A 19,904-nucleotide genomic window follows, 5' to 3' on the forward strand; every position below is an offset into this window, starting at 1 on the left:
GACTATCCCGACACGCACCCTGCAACACCCTGATCATCACCGCACACCAACGCCTCACCGCCCTGCCACAACTCGCCTAACCATCACCAACCCGCCCCGACAACCAGCAACACCACCCCGGCAGTGAACACCGGCGGCCACCCCACCGACAACGGGCACCACCAACCTGCCCCAAACCAAACAAACACCCCGAACAACAACCCCACGGACCACCCAGGACCAGCCGACCACCCCATGCAAGATCCGGGCTAGGGTGGCAACATCATCGGAGAACGTCGAAATGACCAAGCCTTCGGTGGCTGCGCTCATAAGAAGAAATAATTTCCCGAAAGCCATCTGCATAACAAGACTCAACACTGTAGCCGTTAGTCGAATTTATTTACACCTTGTAACGGCCGAGGGACGACGCCGTAGCCAGGCACCGCGGCTCAGCGAGCGGCGTGACGGATGCAGTCCAGACCGTAGAGGGCAACGTGCAGGGCCAGCGCGATGTCCGGGTCGTCCAGGTCAATCGACAGTATCCGCTCGATGCGGCGCAGCCGTTCGTATAGCGCCGGACGGCTCATGGACAGGGTGGTCGCGGTGGTGGATTTGTTGCCACGATGTTCCAGAAAGGCCCGCAACACGGCTACCAGGTCAGTGTCATGTCGCTGGTCGTGGCGCAGCAACTCGCCGAGTTCGCGCTCCACGTAGGCCTGCAGCCGGGGCTCCTCGCGCAGCAGGTGCAGCAGGCCGTGCAAGTGGGTGTCGGCCAGCGTGTAGTACGGGCGCGCGCGATGTGACCGGCTTGCCGCCGCGACCGCGTCCTTGGCCTGCAGGTATGACCGTTCCACCTCGCTGATTCCGCGCACCACGGAGCCGACACCGATGGTGGCGTCCAGCCTGTCGTGCACCGCGTGCGCCATCTCGCCGAGCGGGCCCTCGACGCCCGCGTCCGCGCGCACCGCCAGCACCATGACGACCAGCCCCGACCCGGCCGTGGCGACCAGCCCGGACAAACCCTCGGTGCGCCGCACCGCCCGCTCGACAGCGGCCACGTGCGAGGTCTCGTCGGCCCGGCCGTCGGTCGCCGGGGCCCGGCCCTGAACCCGGACGATCGCGCACACCAGTCGATGGGCGCCGAGCTCGATACCCATCGCCCGCGCCCGGCTGGCCAGCGCCTCGTGCTCGCCTGGCGACTGGCGCAGGATGTCCTCGATCAGGGTGCGCTGGGCCTGCTGGCCGACGGTCTCGCGGTTGCCATCGATCAGCCGCCGCAGCACCAGCGTGTTCACCGCAAGCTCGGCGACGCTACGCGCCCGGGCGGTGTCGCTGTCCTCGCCAAGCACGATCACCAGCCGGCCCCACACATCGTTGCGCTCGCCGACTGTGGCGAGCAGCCAGCCCTGCTCCGGGTCGTGATCCAGCAGCCGTCCGCCGACAACCTTCCGGGAGCGCTGCTCCCAGCCGCGCAACAACGGCGGTAACGGCTGGCCCGCCGGGTCGGCGGCCAGCACCTGGTGCGCGAGATCCTCCAGCACGGCCGGGCAGCCGAGGATGGCGGCCACCCGGCCCACGATCGTCTCCAGCCCGGCACCGGCCAGCGCCAGGTCGCTGAACGTCTGATGGTCGTCCACCCGCTGGCGGAGTTGATCACGTTGGCCGCCGAGCAGCCGTTCGTGCACCGTCCGGGTCACGTCGACAAACCGGATCGGCCGGCTCAACGCGACCACCGGCAGCCCGCTCGACTCCGCCTCGTCGATCATCTGTTCCGGGATGCTCTGGTGGTAGACGCCCAGCTCGATGATCAGACCGGCCGCGCCGCGGTTCGTCATAGAACGGGCCAGCGCAGTCCAGGCCGCCGGGCCAGGCGCCACGCCGGTACCGCTGGTCAGGACGAGCTCGCCGCCGTCCACGAACTGGGTGACATCGGATTGCTCGCACACGTGCACCCACCGCACCGGCCGGTCCAGCGACGCCCTGCCCGCGAGGACCGTCGGCACCCCCATGGCCACCGACGGCAGTTCCAGCACCTCACGCACGCTGACCAGCCCGGCCACCCCCATCGTAGGTGGAGTGATTCGGACTAGTATCGGGCGCGGCCAAGACCTGACACAAGAACCTGCGATCAGCCCAGCGCTACGTCCCCCAGCCTCGCCGCCGGCCACGCTGACGCGATCCGAACCGGCCTGAGTCATGCCATCGAGCCACGGACCCACGATCGTCCAACGTGGGACGTGGCGGCGATGTGGTTGATCTCGGCCAGCCGGGTATCGGCCACCGCACGGCGCGTGGAGGGCAGACGTCGGGGTTTGGCGACCTTGCTCGCCGGGTTAGCGGCGGGGTCGATCAGGCCGTCGTCTTCGGCGTGCCGGTACAGGCAACGCAACGCGGCAACAAGATGCTCGGCCGCGCTGCGCCCGCCACGGGCGTTACCGCGGGCAACAACGTTGACTTTCACGTGTTCGACCAGTTGTTTGATCTCCGACGGGGTTGGTTCGTCGAGGTGCCGGTCACCCCAGCGTTGTTCGATGCGGTTCCAGTAGGGACACGACGGGTGCCAACGGTGACAGCGACAGCCACGATCGGGATGTACTGGCTGAACGTCGGCACCAGTGGACGTGCAGTGGGCGCGGCCAAGAGGTCTTCGGGCGACACGCCCATCCGGGCCAGCAGCAGCCGCGCGGCCTTCACCTCAGCCGATGCCGCCACCAACCGACCAGGCCGGATCGCTGCGCTGTTATCCGAGATCACCATCCAGCAGTGCGGCGTGGCGCGGGGCGAGCAGATCGTCCAGCGCGGCCGGCGGGTGCACGATGCACAGGTCACGCTGCGGGTCGGCGGCCAACAGAACCCGGTCACCTGGGACCAGGTCGCAACAGTGTCGGACAGGAGCGGGCAGGCGCAAGTGCCCCTGCCTGGTCACGCTGAACACGCCGTGATCATCACGGCGAATGACCAGAAGCCCTCGAGATTCGCGGATGTCCAGGGTAGTGCCGGGCACCCAGCCTAGCGCCGTCATCACGGCGTGATCGGCCACTCGGCCCCGGCAGTCCACAGCCGCTAGCCCATACACAACACTGCTCGTGCACGGCGTGGGCAGGCTCGGCAAGGGCAACGTTCGACGAGTGGACGACGTCCCCGACGATGAAACGGCCGCCTGCCCATCGCACCGCACAGGGGTCGCCGGAATGACCACCGGCTTGATCACAGCGCCAGTCACGACGACCACCGCCGGAAGACACACGAACGCGACTCAAAGACCACAGTCAAGTGTTGGAGTGCGTTCAAGCACAGGTACGTTAGGTGTCGCAGGCATGCCACGAAACTGTGTCCGAGGACCGAACTGCACCAAATCCCCAACCTCACCCACGCCACCGATCTGCAGCTCCCTTGATCGCCGGACGCAGTCCGGACAAGAGGCGTCCAAGAGCTCAGCCAGTGGCACCGACTAGCGAGCGGAGCGTAGAGAGATCGGGGTGCGCCGCGCCGATCAGCGCGTCGCTGAACTTCTCGGCCGCGGTCGATTCGACGCCGACTCGGGCGCAGTTGTCCAGAAACTTTCCGATCACACGCGCGGCATCCCATGGACGTCGCGCACTGCCATCGACGTCGTCGATGCGGAGGGTCTCGGTCGTGCCGTCGGTGAGCTCGACTTCAATGGCCGCTGGGAAGACCGCCGGGTAGCTGGATTCCGGCCACGGCTCCCAATCGATCCGAGCCGCCATCGCCAGTACGGCGGGATCGGGCACGCCGACGAAATCGTCCAGCACCACCGCGCCACGTACCACCTGCAGCGCAAGCACATACGGCAGGCTCCACCGTGCCTCGTCAGCCCGGCCGGGAACCTGCTAACGCGCCCACGGAAGGGCGATGATCTGCTCCTGCCCCTCCGGTACGCGGCAAAGAATCCGGCGGATCCGGCTTGGCGGGAGATCCAGGGCGGCGACCGCCTCGACGAACGGGTGCAGGAAATGCCAGCAGGGCAACGCCTTGAACGCCGCATCGGCCAGGTGCCAGCGGGAGCCGAGGTCGTCCGACAGCGCCACCAGCCGGTCGGCCGCCACGGGATCCCTGGCGTAGAGGCCGAAAAGACCGCGTTCGCCTTCGAAGACGTCCGGTGCGCCGGTTATTCCACCTCGCACGAGCGCCACCGCCGAGATCGCGGCTTGCGCGCCGATACCGGCCTGCGCCGCCTTACTCGTGGCGCCCCGGCTGAGGAAGGTGAAATTGCCAGCGCACCAGCTGAGGCGTCAGACCGTGCGTTCGTTCGTGGAGCGGGAGATCGCGCCGAACATCGGCAAGTGGGAGCGTCAGGAACGCATCGACCCCGGGCTGTGGCAGGCCGCCGCCAAGATCGGATTGCTCGGCCTGCGCATCCCCACCGAGTACGGCGGCGCAGGCCTGGACGACTATCGCTTCCGCTTCATCGTGCTGGAAGAGCTGGCCCGTGCGGGAGCGGCGTCGGTCAACGCCGGGATCAGCCTCGTCGACGACCTCGTCGGCCCCTACCTGGTGGATCTGGGCACTGACGAGCAGAAACGCCGTTGGCTGCCGGGGCTGTGGCCGGGCACCACGACCGCGGCGATCGCGATGACCGAGCCGGGTGCGGGTAGCGATCTGCACGGTATCCGCACACGGGCGGTCCGGGACGGCGACGAGTGGGTGCTCAACGGCAGCAAGACCTTCATCACCAACGGCGGTCACGCCGACCTGGTCGTGGTGGTGGCGCGGACCGGTGAACGGCAGCTCAGCCTGTTCGTGGTCGAGGACGGCATGCCCGGGTTCAGCCGGGGCGAGCCGCTGGAGACCATGGGTCGTCGCGCCGAGGCAGTGACCGAGCTGTTCTTCGACCACGTGCGCGTGCCTGCCGCGAACCTGCTCGGCACCGAGGGCAAAGGTATGCGGCATCTGATGGAGCGGATGTCGATCGCCTGCTTCGCGCTCGCGTGCGCCGAATCGGCGCTGCGCTGGACTCTGGACTACACGCGTGAGCGCAGCGCCTTCGGGTCGCGGATCGCCGAGTTCCAGTCCGCGAGGTTCGCTCTGGTCGAGATGACGACCGAGATCGAGGTGACCCGCGCCTACCTCGAGGCGCGGGTGCTGGACCTGGGTGCGGGCACCTTGACCGACACCGACGCGGCGAAGGCCAAGTGGTGGACCACCGAGCTGTTCCAGCGGGTGCTGACCCGGTGCGTCCAGCTGCACGGCGGCTACGGCTACATGCTGGCGTACCCGATCGCGCGTGCCTTTGTCGATGGCCGGATCCAGGCCATCTACGGCGGCACCACGGAAATCATGAAAGAGGTCATCGGCCGGTCCCTTCTGGCCTGAACCCGTCACCGCACCGCATTCAGGCTCTGACACAGCGCACCGCGTGCCATCCACCACCCGCGACACGACCGCCCGCCCTCGCCCGGGCCAGCGGTGATTGGGCCGTCCTCGCACTGAGCGGAACGTCGTTTCCCGACCCGGCGTCGCCGGCTTTACCGTCGGGTCACGTCGGCTGGGAAGCTCGCGCTACAACGCTCCTCGTGCCGGCAGAGCTCGCGCGTTAAGGAGGCATCGTTGAGGATCGCCCGTTTCGGGAACGGCCGCATCGGCGTGGTCGTGGACGACGACCAGGTCGTCGATGTCACCGACAGTGTCGGTGTGCAGCCGCAGGAATGGCCCCCGGTCGGCCCACTCCGGTTGATCGCGGACTTCGACCGTCACGCCGAGGCGCTGAAGAAGGCCGCTGCTGACGGCGAACGTCTGCCGCTGTCGTCGGTACCGCTGCTCACTCCGGTCCCGTGGCCGAACAAGGTCATCGCGTTCCCCGTGAATTATCACGACCACGGCAAGGAAATGCGCGCCGGTTACCGCGCCGACCGGCAGGGGTTCTTCCTCAAGCCGCCGTCGGCGCTGTCCGGCGCGGGAGAACCGGTTGTCCTGCCCCACCTTCCCGGCCGGGAGGTGCACCACGAGTCGGAGCTTGGGATCGTGATCGGCAAGGGTGGTCGCGGGATCGCCGCCGCCGACTGGCGTGACCACGTGTTCGGCTACGCCTGCCTGCTCGACATGGTCGTCCGGGGCCGCGAGGAGCGGGTGTTCCGCAAGGCGTACGACACGTTCTGCCCGGTCGGCCCGTGGATCACCACCGCCGACGAGGTCGGCGACCCGACCGCCCTCGAGATGCAGCTCTGGGTCAACGACGACCTGCGGCAGCACGCGAACACGCGTGACCTGGTGCTCGATATTCCCGGCATGATCGAGATGGCATCAGCCGTCATGACACTGCACCCCGGCGACATCATCGCGACCGGCACACCGGCGGGAGTCGGCCCGGTCTCCGACGGCGACACCATCCGCATTCGCATCGATCGCGTTGGCGAAATGTCCGTGCCGGTTCGGCAGGGCGACGCGGGCGCCACCCCGGCGTTCGCCGAGCCCTACCAGCTGGAGATCGCGAAGTAGGTCCGTGCGGAAATCCTTGAAGGAGAACAACAACCGATGACCGCCACACCGCTTGCCAGTCTGTCCAATGTGGAGACCCTTGAGGAACTGTACGAAGTCTTCGACGAGCTCAGCATGGAAGGGGGCTGGCATCGCCGGTTCCCGGCCCTGTGGCCCGAGCCGCGGAAGAATCTCGTTCCGGCGCGCTGGAGCTACGCCACGATCAAGTCGGTGCTCGACGCGGCGGGCCGCCTCGTCGATCACAGCATGGCCGACCGGCGCAACGTCACGCTGCGGAACCCGGCCGAGGGCAACGTCTACTCGACCGTTCGCACACTCGTGGCCGCCTATCAGCTAATCCGTCCCGGTGAGACCGCCGACGCCCACCGGCACAGCCCGGCCGCGCTGCGGATCATCCTCGAAGGACGTGGGACGTCCACAGTGGTCAACGGCACGCGGCTCGAGATGCGTCCCGGCGACGTGCTGCTCACCCCTAGCACGGCGTGGCACTCGCATTCGGCGGACGGGCCCGACGACTGCTACTGGGTCGACATCCTCGACGTGCCGCTGATCCATCTGCTGGAGCCGATGTTCTTCGAACCGCACCCGGACCGGCTCGAAAAGGACGTTGTCGACGCCGAGGTCTCGTCTCTGGCCTTCCGCTGGGAGGACTCGCTCGCCCGGCTCGACGCACAGACCAGCGCGCCGGAGCACGGTATGGCCGAGCGCGAGATCCAGCTCGGCGACCCGGCACTCAAGACCGTTGCCCTGCACGTTCAGCGGATGCCGGCCGGTTTCCGCTCCGCGACGCTTCGCACCACGGCGAACTCGATCTTCACCGTGCTGTGCGGCAGCGGTGAGACCGTCGTCGACGGTGAGGTGCTCACCTGGACCACCGGCGACATCGTCGCGGTGCCCGCGTGGCGTCCCTACCAGCACCACACCAGCGAGGACGCCTACCTGGTCCGCGCGAGCGACGAGCCCGTGATGCGGGCGTTCGACCTGTTGCGCGTGTCTGATTGATCGCTGCCCGCACCCGCCGTCAGTGCGTGCTGTCTGGCGGCGGAATCCACAAAGGAGTGAACGAATGCATGTGCTGATCGCGGGAGGCGGCATCGGCGGTATGACGACTGCGCTCGCGTTGCTGCGGCGCGGGTTCACCGTCGACCTATACGAGCAGGCATCCGAGCTCACCGAAACCGGGGCGGGTATTCAGATCAGCCCCAACGGCAACCGGGTCCTCGATGAGCTGGGCCTTTTCGAGGAATTGAAAGAACTGTCGTGCGACCCGGTGCGCAAGGAACTCCGGCTCTGGGACACCGGTCGGCGCTGGCCGATGTTCGACCTCGGGCCCAAGGCCGTCGGGCGCTACGGCTACCCGTATCTCACGGTGTACCGACCGGACCTGCTCGGCGCTCTCGAGGCCGCGGTGCGCGCCACGTCCCCGGGCACCATTCACCTCGGCAGCAAGGCCGCCGGGTTCGAGGAGGACGACCACGGTGTCACGCTGATCCTGGGCAACGGCGAGCGTGCCCGCGGTGACGTGCTCATCGGGGCCGACGGTTGGCGTTCGGTGATCCGCACCCAGCTGTGGGGAGACACCACGCCCGAGTTCTCCGGCATGATCGCCTGGCGTGGACTGGTGCCGATGGACAGCCTTCCCGAGCACATGAAGGAGAACGTAGGCACCACATGGATCGGCCCCGGCGGGCACGCCGTCAGCTACCCGCTGCACAAGGGGACGATCATGAACTTCGTCGCCACCATCGAGGGCAAGCAGTGGTCGTCCGAGCGGGGCAGCGAACCGGGAACGGCGGAGGAATGCCTCGCGGATTTCACAGGGTGGCACGAGGAGGTGCAGACCCTCATCCGGCTCTCGCCGACGCTGTCCAAGTGGGCGCTGATGCAGCGTGACCCGATCACGCGGTGGTCGTCGGGCCGGGTCAGCCTGGTCGGAGACGCGTGCCACGCGACCCTGCCGTTCCTCGCACAGGGTGCCGTGCATTCGATGGAGGACGGACTGGTCCTGGCTCGTGCGCTCGAGACGTACGGCGACGATCCGGCCGGTCCGTTCGAGGCGCTGAGCCGTTACGAGTCCGCGCGGATCGAGCGGACCAGCCGGATGGTGCGCGGCGCGCGCGCGAACACCGAGCGGTTCCACAGCCAGGAACTCAAGGACGAACAGACCGCGGAGAAGTACTTGGCGCGGGAATGGAGCAACGCGCCGATCTTCGACCGCTACGACTGGCTCTACTCCTATGACTCGGCGACCGTGGAGATCTGATCGTTTCGAACGTCAGCGAACCGCGTCCGCGGGCTCACCGGCCGCGGACGCGGTTCGCGAGGTCCCGGGTGACCGCGGCCGCGGCGGCGCTCACCGCGCGGGACGAAGCGCCCGTGTTCACCGTGTCGTCGGCGGCGACGATCGACAGGGTCGAGCGGATCGTGCCATCCCGGTCGAAAATCGGCGCGGATACCCAGGTCGCCGAGCCGGGGCCGGCCACGCTGTGCACGGCGACACCGGTGCGGCGCACGTCGTCCAGAAGCTCGCGTCGCTGGGCGTCCACGGGCGTCCGAAGGTCGGCCGAGGTGCGGTGGGCCAGGATGACGATGCCGGGGGCGGACCAGGTGAACGGCAGGGTGGAGGGCATGGGGATGTGTTCGAGTGCCCTGCGACCGGCGATCACGTCCACGACCGCCACCCGGTCGCCGTCCGGTGAGCAGAGCGCGGAGATACAGCCGGTCACGTCGTGCAGGTCGACGAGGAACGGCCGGGCGACGTCCTTGAGGATCCGCGTGCTCGGCACGTCGCGGCCGAGCTTCCACAACCGCCGTCCGAGCCGATAGTGGCCGCGCGACATGCGTTCGACCGCGCCCCACCGGATGAGGTGGGCGAGCATGCGGTGCACGGTGGCGGGAGGCAGGCCCGTTTGCTGGCTGAGGCCGACGACCGTCTGTTCCGGCTCGTCGCCCGCGAAGCACTCGAGGATGTCGAAGGCGCGGCCAAGGACGGAGCGTTTGCCCTCCACCTGCTCCACCCGCCCCGGCGTGGCCATGGACTTCCCTCCGGAACGCACCCATCCTGTGGGACGCTGCGCGCCCCGCGCACACGATACCTGGGCCCGTTCCCGGACACGTGGCCTCAGGGCGACATCGACTACCTTTCCACGGCGCGTGTGCGACTCACCTCGACCAGCAGTCTCACCGATCTACCAACAGCCTCTCACTGCGTCCACTCGGCGATGAGGTGGCCGATGATGCCGCCGTGGCGCAGCCAGGCGCGCTCGACGTCGTTGTCCAGGCGCTTGCGGCCCTCGTGACGTGCGACGACCTGCCCGTCGCGGACGATGCGGACCTCTACGCCGGGAGCGTCGGTCCCCGCTCCGAGCAGGTCGAACCGGTCCGCTGGTGCCAGTGAGGCGGGATCGAGCGATGGGCATTCGATCGGAAGCACGCCGAGCGCGACGAGGTTGGTCCGGTGGATCCGTTCGAAACCGCGTGCGACCACGACCCTGATACCGAGCAGGCGGGTCACCTTGGCCGCCCAGTCACGCGCGGAACCGGTGCCGTAACGGTGACCGGCCACGACGATGGCGGGGACACCCGCTCGCACGAACGCCTCGGCGGCCTCGTGCACGGGGACCGGTTCGGCCGGCCGTTCGCCGGATGGGGTGCACACCGTGCGCGTCCACCCGCCGCGCCGCCCTGGCACGAGCAGGTTTTCCAGACGCACGTTGGCGAAACCGCCGCGCAGCATCACATCGTGGTTGAGTCGTCGTGACGCGAAACTGCCGAAATCGGGTGCGCCGACAGCGCGCTCGGCGAGCCACTCCCCGGCGGCGGAGTCCCGCGAGATCCGCGCCACCGGCGAGATGTGGTCGGTGGTGATGTCGTCGCCGAGTACCAGAAGGGCCTGCGCGCCGAGAATGTCGTCACCGTCGACCACGGGCCTGGTAAGCGACGCGTCGGCGAACGGCGGGCGGCGGATCGACCCCGACTCGTCCTCCCACTCGTACGTCGGCCCTTCCGAACGCGGCAGGGACAGCCACCGGTCGGTGGTCAGTGCGCCGGTAGCGGCCCGGCGCAGTGCGTCGGAGGAGAACTCGCCGACCACCTTGTCGACCTCGTCCGGATCCGGCCACAAGTCCGCCAGCCGGACCGGCCGTCCCGCCTGGTCGTGCCCAAGCGGGTCGGTGTCGAGGTCGACCGCAATGTCGCCGGCCAGCGCGGCCGCGACCACGAGCGGCGGCGACGCGAGGTAGCTGTCCGTCACGTCGGGATGGATCCGGCCGGGGAAGTTGCGGTTGCCAGAGAGAACGGCGACACCGCGGACGTTTCCGGCCGCGAGCGATTCGGAGACTCCGGCGTTCAGCGGTCCGGAGTTACCCATGCAGGTTCCGCAGCCGAACCCGGCCACCTGGAACCCGAGTTCGTCCAGCCACCGCTGCAGACCGCTCGCGCGCAGGATCTCGGCCGAGGAACGCGACCCCGGTGTGAACGAGGTCTTGACCCACGAAGGGGTCGACAACCCCAGCTCGCGGGCGCGTCGCGCCAGCAGCCCGGCGGTCACCAGCGTGTGTGGGTTGGCGGTGTTCGTGCAGCTGGTGATCGCCGCGATGACCACCTGCCCGCGGGGAGCCTCGCGCCCCGCCTCGCGAGCGACCGCCGACGGCGAGGCCGCCTAGTGCGGGCGGGCGGGGCCGGCCATGGTGCGCCGGATCGTGGACAGGTCGAGCTCGGATCTCTCGGTGTAGCGAACCTCGGCCGGATCCCGCACGGTGATCATGTTCTGCGCGCGCAGGTAGTCCTCGGCCAGGGAGGCGGGACGGCCGGTGGCACGCAGGTAGTCGAGAACCCGTTCGTCCGGTGGGAAATACGCCATGGTGGCGCCGTATTCGGGAGCCATGTTCGCGATCGTGGCCCGGTCCGCGACCGACAGCGCCGCGACACCGTCGCCGTGGAACTCCACGATCTTCTCCACGACACCGTGAGCCCGCAGCATCTCCGCCAGCCGAAGCGCGACATCCGTCGCGAGAACGCCGGGTGCCATCCGGCCGGTCAGCCGCACGCCGACCACTTCCGGTATGCGGATGGCGAGGGGTTGGCCGAGCGCGGCGGCCGTCGCCTCGATGCCGCCGACCCCCCAGCCGACCACGCCCAGCGCGTTGATCATGGTGCTGTGGCTGTCGGTGCCGATCATCGTGTCGAACGCGACGAACCGGCGGCCACCGGTCTTCCGCACACCGACCACGTCGGCCAGCACCTCCAGGTTCAGCTGGTGGCAGATGCCGACACCCGGCGGGACGACACGCAGACCGGACAGCTGGGTCTCACACCACCGCAGGAACCGGAAACGCCGAGCGTGCCGGTCGTACTCGCGGTCAAGGTTCTGCGCCGCCGCGTTCCCACGGCCGGCCACGTCGACCTCGACCGCGTGGTCGACGACCAGGCCCATCCGCCGAGCCGGGGAGGCCACTTCCGGCGCGACGCCTTCGGCGATCGCGCGTTCGCGGATGGCGACAAGGTCGGCCAGCACCGGCAGTCCGGACGCGTCCTGCAGCAGAATGCGCTCCGGGTGGAATGGGATCGAAGCGCTGGTGTCGTGGGCGGTGAGCGCCTTGATATGGGCTGTCGTGACGGTCTGGCCGTCTTCATGCCTGAGCAGGTTCTCGGCCAGGATCCGCAGCGCGTACGGGAGCCGGTGCAGATCACCCGCCCCATGTCGTTCGGCGAGTTCAAGGCTGGCGAAGACCGTGTCCGGGTGGCCGGGAAGCGAGCGCACACAGTCGAAGGAGTCGTTGCTTTCGCCCACGCGACCGGCGGTCGCGCTCATTCCGGCCTCTCCCCGGAGTCGTCCAGGTCGCGTTCGGACACGCCGGTGTACGCGGCGAGCAGCGGGGGCGGCAGGGGTCCCTTGATGCGCCGCGCCTGTGCGGTCTCCTCCCATGCGTGCGCGAGGATTCCCACCGAGCGGGACAGAATGAACAACCCGCGCGCCAGCTCCGGCTCGAACCCGAGTTCCGCGTAGATCACGGCGGTGGCACCGTCGATGTTCATGGGGACACGCCGGCCGGAACGGGTTTCCAGCGCCTTCTCGATCTCGGTCGCGATGCGCAGGTACTCGCCGCTGACCACGCCGAGGTCGCGTTGCTCCGCGACGGCACCGAGCAACGGGTCGCGCCGGGGGTCTCGCGGGTGGAACCGGTGACCGAAACCCGGCAGAAACCGGCGTGCCGCCCGGTAGTCGGCGACCGTGCGCCGCACCGCTTCCATCAGCGGCTCACCGTCGGCTACGGCCTGCCGGATCCCCTGATACACCACCATCGCTTGCTGGCCCGCTCCGCCGTGGACGTCGCCGAGCAGTCCGACGCCGGTCGACACCGCTCCCTGTAAACCGATGCCGCACGTCGCGGCCATGCGGGCGGACGCGATCGACGGCGCTTGTGGGCCGTGGTCGACGGCGGAGACCAGTGCCTTTTCCAGCAGCGCGGACTGGCCCGGTGACGGAAGTTCGCCGCGGAGCATGAGCCAGATCATGTCGGTGAAGCCGATGCCGTTGATCAGCTGCTCGATGGGGTAGCCGCGCATCCGGATGACGCCGGGTTCGATGTCGCTGATCGCGGTCGCCCACCAGTCGACGGTCGCCTCCACGGTCGTGTCCGCGATGGCCTGCTTTCGGGCGTCGCTCATATCGCTCCCTCCTCCCGCAGCGCAGCGATCTCCTCGCCGGTGAACCCGAGCTCGCCGAGAACGGCCTCGGTGTGCTCGCCGAGCCGTGGGGCACGGGACGCCGGCCGCACCGACGCACCGTCCACACGGGTCGGAGAGCCGAGAACCTCGACGGTCTTTCCCCCGCCTGTCGCGAGTTCGACTTCGCTGACCAGTTCGCGATGGCGGATCTGCTGGGAACGCAGGGCGGTCGGCACCGACACGACGGGAGCCGCGGGGACACCGGTGCCGAGCAGGATGTCGTCCCACTCCCGCGCCGATTTCGTCTTCAGCGACCGCTGAAGTTCCTCGCGCAGCTCGTCCCGGTTGCGCTTGCGGTCCTCGCGGGTCACAAACCGCGGATCGGTGAGCAGCTCCGGTCGGTCCAGCACAGTGCAGAGCGTTTCGTATTGTTCCTGCTTGTTCGCCGCGATGTTGAGGTCGCCGTCGCCGGTCTCGAACGTGCCGGACGGGGCCGACGTGACGTTCTCGTTCCCCATCGGCATGGGCTCCCGGCCCGCGATCAGATGATCGGAGACGACCCACCCCATCGAGGTGATCGCCGCGTCGAGCATGGAGGTGTCCAGATAGGCGCCCTGGCCGGTACTGCGCTGCCGCAGGAGCGCGGACACGACGGCGAAGGCCGCGGCCAGGCCGCCGAAGCTGTCGCAGATCGGGAAGCCCACCCGCAGCGGGGCGGTGTCCGGGGTGCCGGTCACCGACATCATCCCGGACAGGCCCTGGATGACCTGGTCGTAGGCTGGGCGTTGACTCATCGGGCCGGTGGCGCCGAACCCGGACACGGCGCAGTAGACCAGTCTCGGGTTGATGGTCCGCAGGCGCTCCCAGTCGAATCCCAGCCGGGCGAGAACACCGGGGCGGAAGTTCTCGAGCAGAACGTCGGCGCCCGCGACGAGCCGTTCGAAGATGCGTCGCCCGCCGTCCGACTTGAGGTTGACCGTGATGGAGCGTTTTCCGGAGTTCTGCGCCAGGAACGAGACACCGAGGCGGTGCTCGCTCAGCTCCCGGCTGGCGCCGAGCTGGCGTGCGAGGTCGCCGGTTCCCGGGGTCTCGACCTTCACGACATCGGCGCCCATGAGCGCCAGCTGGTAACCGGCGAACGGCCCCGCGAGAACGTTGGTCATATCGAGTACGCGCACACCCGCGAGCAGCCCGCTCTCGGTGTTTGTCGGCAAACCTCCGTATGGCGCGTGCGAGGACTCACCTCGACAAGAAATCTCACGGTTCGGCAACAAGCTCTCGGCGATACCGGGCTCTGGGGGTTCGTCATTCGTGGTCACAGGAAAGCCTCCACATTGCCCAGACCCAGCTGTTCGATCCGTGCCGCCGCGCTCGTCACCTGATCGACCAGGGTGCCGACGCGGTCGGCGGTGAAACGCGAGGTCGGGCCGCTGGCCGACAGCGCGGCGATCACGCGCCCGTCCGCGCCGTGGATCGGTGCGGCGACGGCGGAGGCGCCCAATTCGCGCTCGCCGTGTGTCACCGCGTAACCGACCTCGTTGATACTCAAGACTTCACAACGGAAAGCCTCACTGTCCGCATCGGAGCGTTGCGCGAGCAGTGCACGCAGCACCGGTTCCGGTGTCCCGCTGAGCAGGATCTTCGCTCCGGCGCCGGTCATGAGCGAATAGGGCACACCGACCTTGACCACACTGCGAACAGTGGAACTTCCCTCGACCTGCGCGATGGAGATCCGGCTCCGGTCGCGCCGGACGTAGATGTTGACGGTCTCTCCGCACGCGTCGACCAGCTCGGCCATGACGCGGCGCACGTCGGCGCTGACCTCCCACAGTGACCGCGCGAGATCGACCCAGCGCAGGAAACCGGTGCCCAGCCCGTATGTCGACTCGCCCTTGTCCGCCACCAGATCGAGGGTTTCCAGTGTCGCCAGCACCCGCACCACCGTCGTCTTGGGCAGGCCGGTCAGCGACACGATCTCCCGCAGGGTGCGGCTCGGGTGCTCGGCGTCGAACAGCTCGAGAATGCTGACCGCGCGGCCGATGCTCCGGACGCCGGCGTCGGATTTGCCGCCGGGATCGCCGATCTGGGTCGCGCCGGGCGACAGGTTTCCGTCCGTCATGGCAGCAACCATAGACCACCTAGTGGTCTAGGAAAACCATGAGGCGGTCTTGACGAAAAAACATGCCCATGTTTTCCTTCCTCCAGTGCAACTCGGGACCGTTAGACGGTTCACAAGAACCGTACTTCGGTGAAAGAGTGCGTCACTGACGTGATCCGGGGTCGTGCGGATGCCGGACCGCCTTTCATCGAGGACGTCCACAACCCCTGGCCCATGAGCTGAGGACCAACTATGAGCAATGATGCTGACGCTGCGGGTCTGACGGCTTCTGTCGACCAACGCGACGATCGAGAGACCGGGAAGGGGTATCGACGAGTTCTGCTGTCCAGTTTCCTGGGCACGTCGGTCGAGTACTACGACTTCCTGCTGTACGGCACGGCCGCCAGCCTTGTGTTCGGGCCGCTGTTCTTCAAGGGACAGGGGCAGGCGATTGCCCTGCTGCTGTCGTTCGCCACGTTCGCCGTGGGCTACATCGCACGGCCGCTCGGCGGGATCATCTTCGGAACCATCGGCGACCGGCTCGGTCGCAAGGCCAGTCTTTTCACCACGATGCTCATGATGGGCATCGCCTCGACCGCCATCGGCGTGCTCCCGACCTCCTCGCAGGTCGGGGCAATCGCGCCGATTCTGCTGGTGATCGTCCGTGTCATCCAGGGCATCGCGGTCGGTGGCGAATGGGGCGGGGCGGCACTGATGGCGCTCGAGCACTCCCCGGATCGCAAGCGCGGGTTCGGGGCGTCCTTCGCGAACATGGGCGGGCCGGCAGGCGGCTTCGTCGCCACGATCATGTTCGCGCTGTTCAGTGCGCTTCCGCGCGAGCAGTTCCTCTCCTGGGGCTGGCGGATTCCGTTCCTGTTCTCCGCGGTGCTGGTCGCCGTCGGGCTCTTCGTGCGACTCAAGATCGCCGAGTCCCCGGTGTTCGTCGCCGCGAAGAAGCGCACGGCAACCGGCGAGAAGCCACGTCCCGCCATCTTGGTCGTCATCAGCCGGTACCCTCGGCAGCTGGCACTGGCAGCCACCGCGGTCATCGGCGCTCTGGTGTTCCAGACGTTCTTCTCGAGCTTCGCTCTCACCATGTCCACCAACGGCGGTGTCAGCTCGAGCGCGGTGCTCTACTGCAAGGCGGGCTCGCAGGTCGTCAACCTCATCTCGATCGGCTACTTCGCCCACTTCTCCGACCGGCTCGGACGCAAGCGGGTGCTCATGGGCGGTGCCTGCGCCTCCATTCTGGCGGCGTATCCGATCCTCATGCTGATGGGCAGCGGAAGCGTGGTCGGCGTGCTGCTCGGGTACACACTCGGCAACGTGGTGCAGGGCGCGATGTACGGACCACTGGCCGCCTATATCTCCGAGCTGTTCGGCACCGGCGCCCGCTACACCGGGGCCGGGGTGAGCTACCAGCTCGGCGCCATCATCGGCGGGTTCACGCCGTTCATCGCCACCAGCCTGTGGGAGCTGGGACAACACCACGTCTCGTCGGCGGGCTGGAGCCAGTACTGGCTGATCGGGCTGTTCCTGATCCTGGGCTGCGTGGTGACCATCGTCTCGGTGTCCGTGGGCAAGGAAACGCGCAACCGAAAGCTCGACCAGGCCGAGTCCCTCGCCTGAGCGATCGGCCTCAGAGTCTGTTGGTAGATCGGTGAGACTGCTGGTCGAGGTGAGTCGCACACACGCCGTGGAAAGGTACCCCCACCGCGGTGACCTCGACCCGGGCTTCAGCTGCTGAAGCCCGGGTCGAGCGCGTTCGACAGGTCTGCCGAGGCCTTGCGCACCGTGTCGATGACGAGGTTGCGCCGCTGGTCGTCCATACGGAACAGAGGGCAGGGTGCCGACAGCGTGGCGACGACATTGCCGTCCTCGTACACCGCGGCCGCCGGCGCCCAGACGCCCTCGTCGATCTCCTCGTTGCTGACCGACCAGCCACGCTTCAAGTCCCGTTCCACCTCGCGCAGAAACCGTTCCCGGCCGTGCAGAGGTGGCTGCGCCCCGGACTGTATGGCGGAGTCGACGTAGTTCTCACGCTGGGTGGGTGTCATGGGGCCGAGCAGGAGCCGGATGCTGGCGCCCCGCAACAGCGGAAGCGACTGGCCCGGCTCGAAGGACAACCGGAACCGGCCCGGGCTTTCGACCCGGTGTGAACACACCGGCTGGCCACCCACCATCCGGATGAGCAGCACAGCTTCGCCGATCTGCTCGGCAAGACGCCGCATATACGGCTCGGCGAGGTCGACGAGCGGGGTCGCCTGCCGAGCGGCACGCGCCAGCGCCGCTACCCGCATGGTGAGGTGGTATTGCCCACGGGTGCCTTCTTCGAGCAGGCCCATCTCCCGCAGCATCGCGACATAGCGGTGCACCGACGGAACCGGGATGTCCAGAGTCTCCGCCAGATCGCGGACCGAGGCGCTGGGCTTGTTTTCGGTGAACGCGAAAAGCATCTCCAGTGCGCGCCGGGCGCTGTCGGCCCCGGATTTCGTGCCCGCCACCGTCTCCCTCGCTTGTGTTCGCAGGTCTTTGCGCATGCCGGCTGTTCGTTGACCTCGCCAAGTATCGCTTGTTAAGGTGCTTCTATCAGCCTGCAATTTTATTCTATCACATAGTGATAGAAGAGGCATTCCCGTGAGTTCGCTTCGAGGAGGGCACCTTGGCGCCCAGTGGCACCCAGCAGTCCGCCAATTCGGTCGTTGTCGCACGCAGTGGTGACGTCGCCGAAGGCGGGCGCTATGTCGTCGCGGTCCGCGACGACCTGCACATCGGCATCTTCCGTTTCCGCGGCGCTCTGTACGCCTACGAGAACACCTGTCCGCACCAGGGCGGCCCCGCCTGCCAGGGGCGTCTCGTCGACGGTGTGCGTGAGCGTCTCGACGAACACTGCAACAGCCTCGGCCGGACCTTCGACAAGGACGACCCGCACATCGTCTGCCCCTGGCACGGCTTCGAATTCCGGCTCACCACCGGCGAACATCCCGGTGCGCCCCGGTACCGGCTGCGTGCCTTCGAGGTCTCGGAGAAAGAAGGAGAAATCAGTGTCGTCGTCTGAGCTTGCCGACCTCGCGGCGCAACTGGAACACCAGGTCAACGACCTCGTCACCAAGGTTGACGGTCCGCTCGAGGTGAGCCCGGAGTCCGTGCGCGCCATCGTCACCGCCGCAGCCCGGCTGTATGCCCGCTACGGGGAGACCGTCGGCCCGATCGACCCGCTGCGTGAGGAGGCCAGCCCCACCGAGGCCGTCGACCTGGCCTGCGGCCTGCTGCGCGCCCGCGACCTCAACCCCTTCGACCTCGCGCTCTGGTTCTCCCGACCGGCCTGAACACGCACCGTCGGAGTCCGCTGGAGCCGGACTCCGCCCACCATGACCCGAAAGGAGCCGATATGCCGCAGGCATCCGGCGCCCGTCCCCTGCCATCGCAGGAGATCACCACCAAGACCCACACCGCGGAGATCCTCGCGAACGCACGCCGCGACACCGAGCGCTACGGCCTCGACGAGATCTTCATCGTCGATGTCGACTCGCACCACTCCGAGCTCAGTTCATGGCGAGACATCATCGCCTACGTCGAGGACCCGGTGCTGCGTGACAATGCCCAGCGAATGATGGATCACCGCCCAACGGGTGCGCAGCTCGCCCTCAGCAACTTCACGCCAGGCCTGGCCTTCCAGGACGTCGGCACGCGGGTCCCGCACCAGACCGGGCTCTCCGAGCCGGTGCCGGTCGACGGCAACCCCCGCGACGTCGAACTCGTCCGCCGCGCCATGGACGCGATGAGCATCGACATCCAGGTCGTGTTCCCCCAGCCGATGCTCGAGATCGGCCTGCACCCAGAGCCGGCCATCGCGGTACAGCTGATGAAGGCGTACAACCGCTGGTTCGTGGAGCAGATCCTGCCCGGAGACCCGCGCATCAAGACGATGCTCGGCCTCCCCTTCGAAGACCCGGCCGCGTGTGTCGAGACCATTCGCCAGTTCGGTGACCATCCCGACGTCATCGGCTTCCTGGTCACCAGTCAGCGCCACACCGGCGTCCACCGCAACGAGTACCTGCGCATCTACGCCGAACTCGAGGAGCGCGGCCTGCCCATCGGCTTCCATGCCGGCCCGTCGTGGCACGACACCATGACGGCCACCATGAACCGGTTCCTGTCGGTCCACGCGATGTCCTTCGTCACCTGCAACATGACGCACCTGACGAACTGGATCATCAACGGTCTGCCCGAACGGTTCCCGAACCTGCGCACGATCTGGATCGAAAGCGGTCTCGCCTGGATCCCGTTCATGATGCAGCGCCTCGACCACGAATACCTCATGCGCCAGTCCGAGGCCCCGCTGCTGCGGCGGCTGCCCAGCGAATACATGCGGCAGATGTACTACACCTCCCAGCCCATGGAGATCACCGATCTCAAGCTCCTCGAGGCCACGTTCCATGCGATGGACGCCGAGAACACGCTGCTCTACTCCTCGGACTGGCCGCACTGGGACTTCGACGTCCCTGGCCGCGTCATGAGCATCCCGTTCCTGGACGACACCGCCAAACGCAACATCCTCGGCGGCAACGCCCGCAAGGTGTTCGGCCTCTGAGCTTGTTTGTTCAACCGTGAGATTCCTGGTCGAGGTGAGTCCTCGCACGCGCCATCCGGAGGTAAGCGCCTTTGCCAACAAACACTGACCACGACGGCGGGAAACTGA

The 19,904-nt window shown here is 67.8% G+C and carries 17 protein-coding genes and 2 pseudogenes; 9 read left to right on the plus strand and 10 right to left on the minus strand.

Annotated elements, in window-relative coordinates; all coding sequences use genetic code 11:
• Positions 1-428: 428 nt before the first annotated feature.
• Complete coding sequence (locus A3CU_RS0100010) at positions 429-2,045, minus strand: PucR family transcriptional regulator (protein ID WP_043840451.1); 1,617 nt, start codon at positions 2,043-2,045, stop codon at positions 429-431.
• Between the two features lie 164 nt (positions 2,046-2,209).
• On the opposite strand from A3CU_RS0100010, the gene A3CU_RS52075 reads away from it, so the two are divergent.
• The gene (locus A3CU_RS52075) at positions 2,210-2,992 is read left to right on the plus strand and encodes a hypothetical protein (RefSeq protein WP_156960168.1); all 783 of its coding nucleotides are present in this window, start codon (positions 2,210-2,212) and stop codon (positions 2,990-2,992) included.
• 421 nt (positions 2,993-3,413) lie between these two features.
• On the opposite strand, the pseudogene A3CU_RS0100020 reads toward A3CU_RS52075, so the two are convergent.
• Positions 3,414-3,800 (minus strand): annotated as a pseudogene (locus A3CU_RS0100020) (hypothetical protein); the annotation flags it as partial.
• A gap of 30 nt (positions 3,801-3,830) precedes the next feature.
• Positions 3,831-4,124, minus strand: a complete 294-nt coding sequence (locus A3CU_RS0100025) for an MmgE/PrpD family protein (protein ID WP_156960169.1) — start codon at positions 4,122-4,124, stop codon at positions 3,831-3,833.
• Between the two features lie 79 nt (positions 4,125-4,203).
• Between A3CU_RS0100025 and A3CU_RS0100030 the strand changes: the two genes are divergently transcribed.
• The 4 genes from A3CU_RS0100030 to A3CU_RS0100045 all read left to right on the plus strand — a co-directional run bounded on the left by A3CU_RS0100030 (position 4,204) and on the right by A3CU_RS0100045 (position 8,698).
• Positions 4,204-5,313 carry an acyl-CoA dehydrogenase family protein gene (locus A3CU_RS0100030; RefSeq protein ID WP_342668871.1) on the plus strand — a complete coding sequence of 370 codons (1,110 nt, stop codon included), beginning with the start codon at positions 4,204-4,206 and terminating at the stop codon, positions 5,311-5,313.
• Positions 5,314-5,547: 234 nt separating this feature from the next.
• A complete protein-coding gene (locus A3CU_RS0100035; RefSeq protein WP_027940536.1) occupies positions 5,548-6,435 on the plus strand; it encodes a fumarylacetoacetate hydrolase family protein in 888 nt (295 codons plus the stop codon).
• Between the two features lie 36 nt (positions 6,436-6,471).
• Positions 6,472-7,437: a cupin domain-containing protein gene (locus A3CU_RS0100040; protein ID WP_027940537.1), complete on the plus strand. Its 966-nt coding sequence runs from the start codon at positions 6,472-6,474 to the stop codon at positions 7,435-7,437.
• A 64-nt stretch (positions 7,438-7,501) separates the two neighbouring features.
• Complete coding sequence (locus A3CU_RS0100045; protein ID WP_027940538.1) at positions 7,502-8,698, plus strand: FAD-dependent monooxygenase; 1,197 nt, start codon at positions 7,502-7,504, stop codon at positions 8,696-8,698.
• Positions 8,699-8,732: 34 nt separating this feature from the next.
• Here A3CU_RS0100045 and A3CU_RS0100050 read toward each other — a convergent pair whose 3' ends face one another.
• From A3CU_RS0100050 to A3CU_RS0100070, 6 genes and pseudogenes are all read right to left on the minus strand, one after another.
• Positions 8,733-9,470: an IclR family transcriptional regulator gene (locus A3CU_RS0100050; protein WP_052371327.1), complete on the minus strand. Its 738-nt coding sequence runs from the start codon at positions 9,468-9,470 to the stop codon at positions 8,733-8,735.
• A gap of 167 nt (positions 9,471-9,637) precedes the next feature.
• Entirely contained in the window at positions 9,638-10,654 is a 1,017-nt protein-coding gene (locus A3CU_RS54215) for a hypothetical protein (protein WP_281174075.1), read from the minus strand.
• Positions 10,643-12,361: pseudogene (locus A3CU_RS54220) on the minus strand (aconitase family protein); the annotation flags it as partial. The pseudogene A3CU_RS54220 and the gene A3CU_RS54215, both read right to left, overlap by 12 nt.
• Positions 12,244-13,104 (minus strand): citryl-CoA lyase, encoded by an 861-nt coding sequence (locus A3CU_RS0100060; protein WP_027940540.1) that lies wholly within the window; start codon positions 13,102-13,104, stop codon positions 12,244-12,246. The gene A3CU_RS0100060 and the pseudogene A3CU_RS54220, both read right to left, overlap by 118 nt.
• Positions 13,101-14,318 carry a CaiB/BaiF CoA transferase family protein gene (locus tag A3CU_RS0100065; RefSeq protein WP_027940541.1) on the minus strand — a complete coding sequence of 406 codons (1,218 nt, stop codon included), beginning with the start codon at positions 14,316-14,318 and terminating at the stop codon, positions 13,101-13,103. Before A3CU_RS0100065 ends, A3CU_RS0100060 begins: the two co-directional genes overlap by 4 nt.
• A 101-nt stretch (positions 14,319-14,419) precedes the next feature.
• Positions 14,420-15,223, minus strand: a complete 804-nt coding sequence (locus A3CU_RS0100070) for an IclR family transcriptional regulator (RefSeq protein WP_052371328.1) — start codon at positions 15,221-15,223, stop codon at positions 14,420-14,422.
• Between the two features lie 231 nt (positions 15,224-15,454).
• On the opposite strand from A3CU_RS0100070, the gene A3CU_RS0100075 reads away from it, so the two are divergent.
• Positions 15,455-16,831 (plus strand): MFS transporter, encoded by a 1,377-nt coding sequence (locus A3CU_RS0100075; RefSeq protein WP_027940543.1) that lies wholly within the window; start codon positions 15,455-15,457, stop codon positions 16,829-16,831.
• A 107-nt stretch (positions 16,832-16,938) separates the two neighbouring features.
• On the opposite strand, the gene A3CU_RS42800 is transcribed toward A3CU_RS0100075, so the two are convergent.
• On the minus strand, positions 16,939-17,742 hold the full coding sequence (locus A3CU_RS42800) for an IclR family transcriptional regulator (RefSeq protein ID WP_052371329.1): 804 nt from the start codon (positions 17,740-17,742) through the stop codon (positions 16,939-16,941).
• Between the two features lie 122 nt (positions 17,743-17,864).
• On the opposite strand from A3CU_RS42800, the gene A3CU_RS0100085 reads away from it, so the two are divergent.
• The 3 genes from A3CU_RS0100085 to A3CU_RS0100095 all read left to right on the plus strand — a co-directional run bounded on the left by A3CU_RS0100085 (position 17,865) and on the right by A3CU_RS0100095 (position 19,796).
• Positions 17,865-18,260 carry a Rieske (2Fe-2S) protein gene (locus A3CU_RS0100085; RefSeq protein ID WP_027940544.1) on the plus strand — a complete coding sequence of 132 codons (396 nt, stop codon included), beginning with the start codon at positions 17,865-17,867 and terminating at the stop codon, positions 18,258-18,260.
• Positions 18,247-18,531, plus strand: a complete 285-nt coding sequence (locus tag A3CU_RS0100090) for a hypothetical protein (protein WP_027940545.1) — start codon at positions 18,247-18,249, stop codon at positions 18,529-18,531. Before A3CU_RS0100085 ends, A3CU_RS0100090 begins: the two co-directional genes overlap by 14 nt.
• Before the next feature lie 62 nt (positions 18,532-18,593).
• Positions 18,594-19,796 carry an amidohydrolase family protein gene (locus A3CU_RS0100095; protein ID WP_027940546.1) on the plus strand — a complete coding sequence of 401 codons (1,203 nt, stop codon included), beginning with the start codon at positions 18,594-18,596 and terminating at the stop codon, positions 19,794-19,796.
• Positions 19,797-19,904 lie beyond the last annotated feature (108 nt).

Source organism: Amycolatopsis taiwanensis DSM 45107 (assembly GCF_000519205.1).
Classification (GTDB): domain Bacteria; phylum Actinomycetota; class Actinomycetes; order Mycobacteriales; family Pseudonocardiaceae; genus Amycolatopsis_E; species Amycolatopsis_E taiwanensis.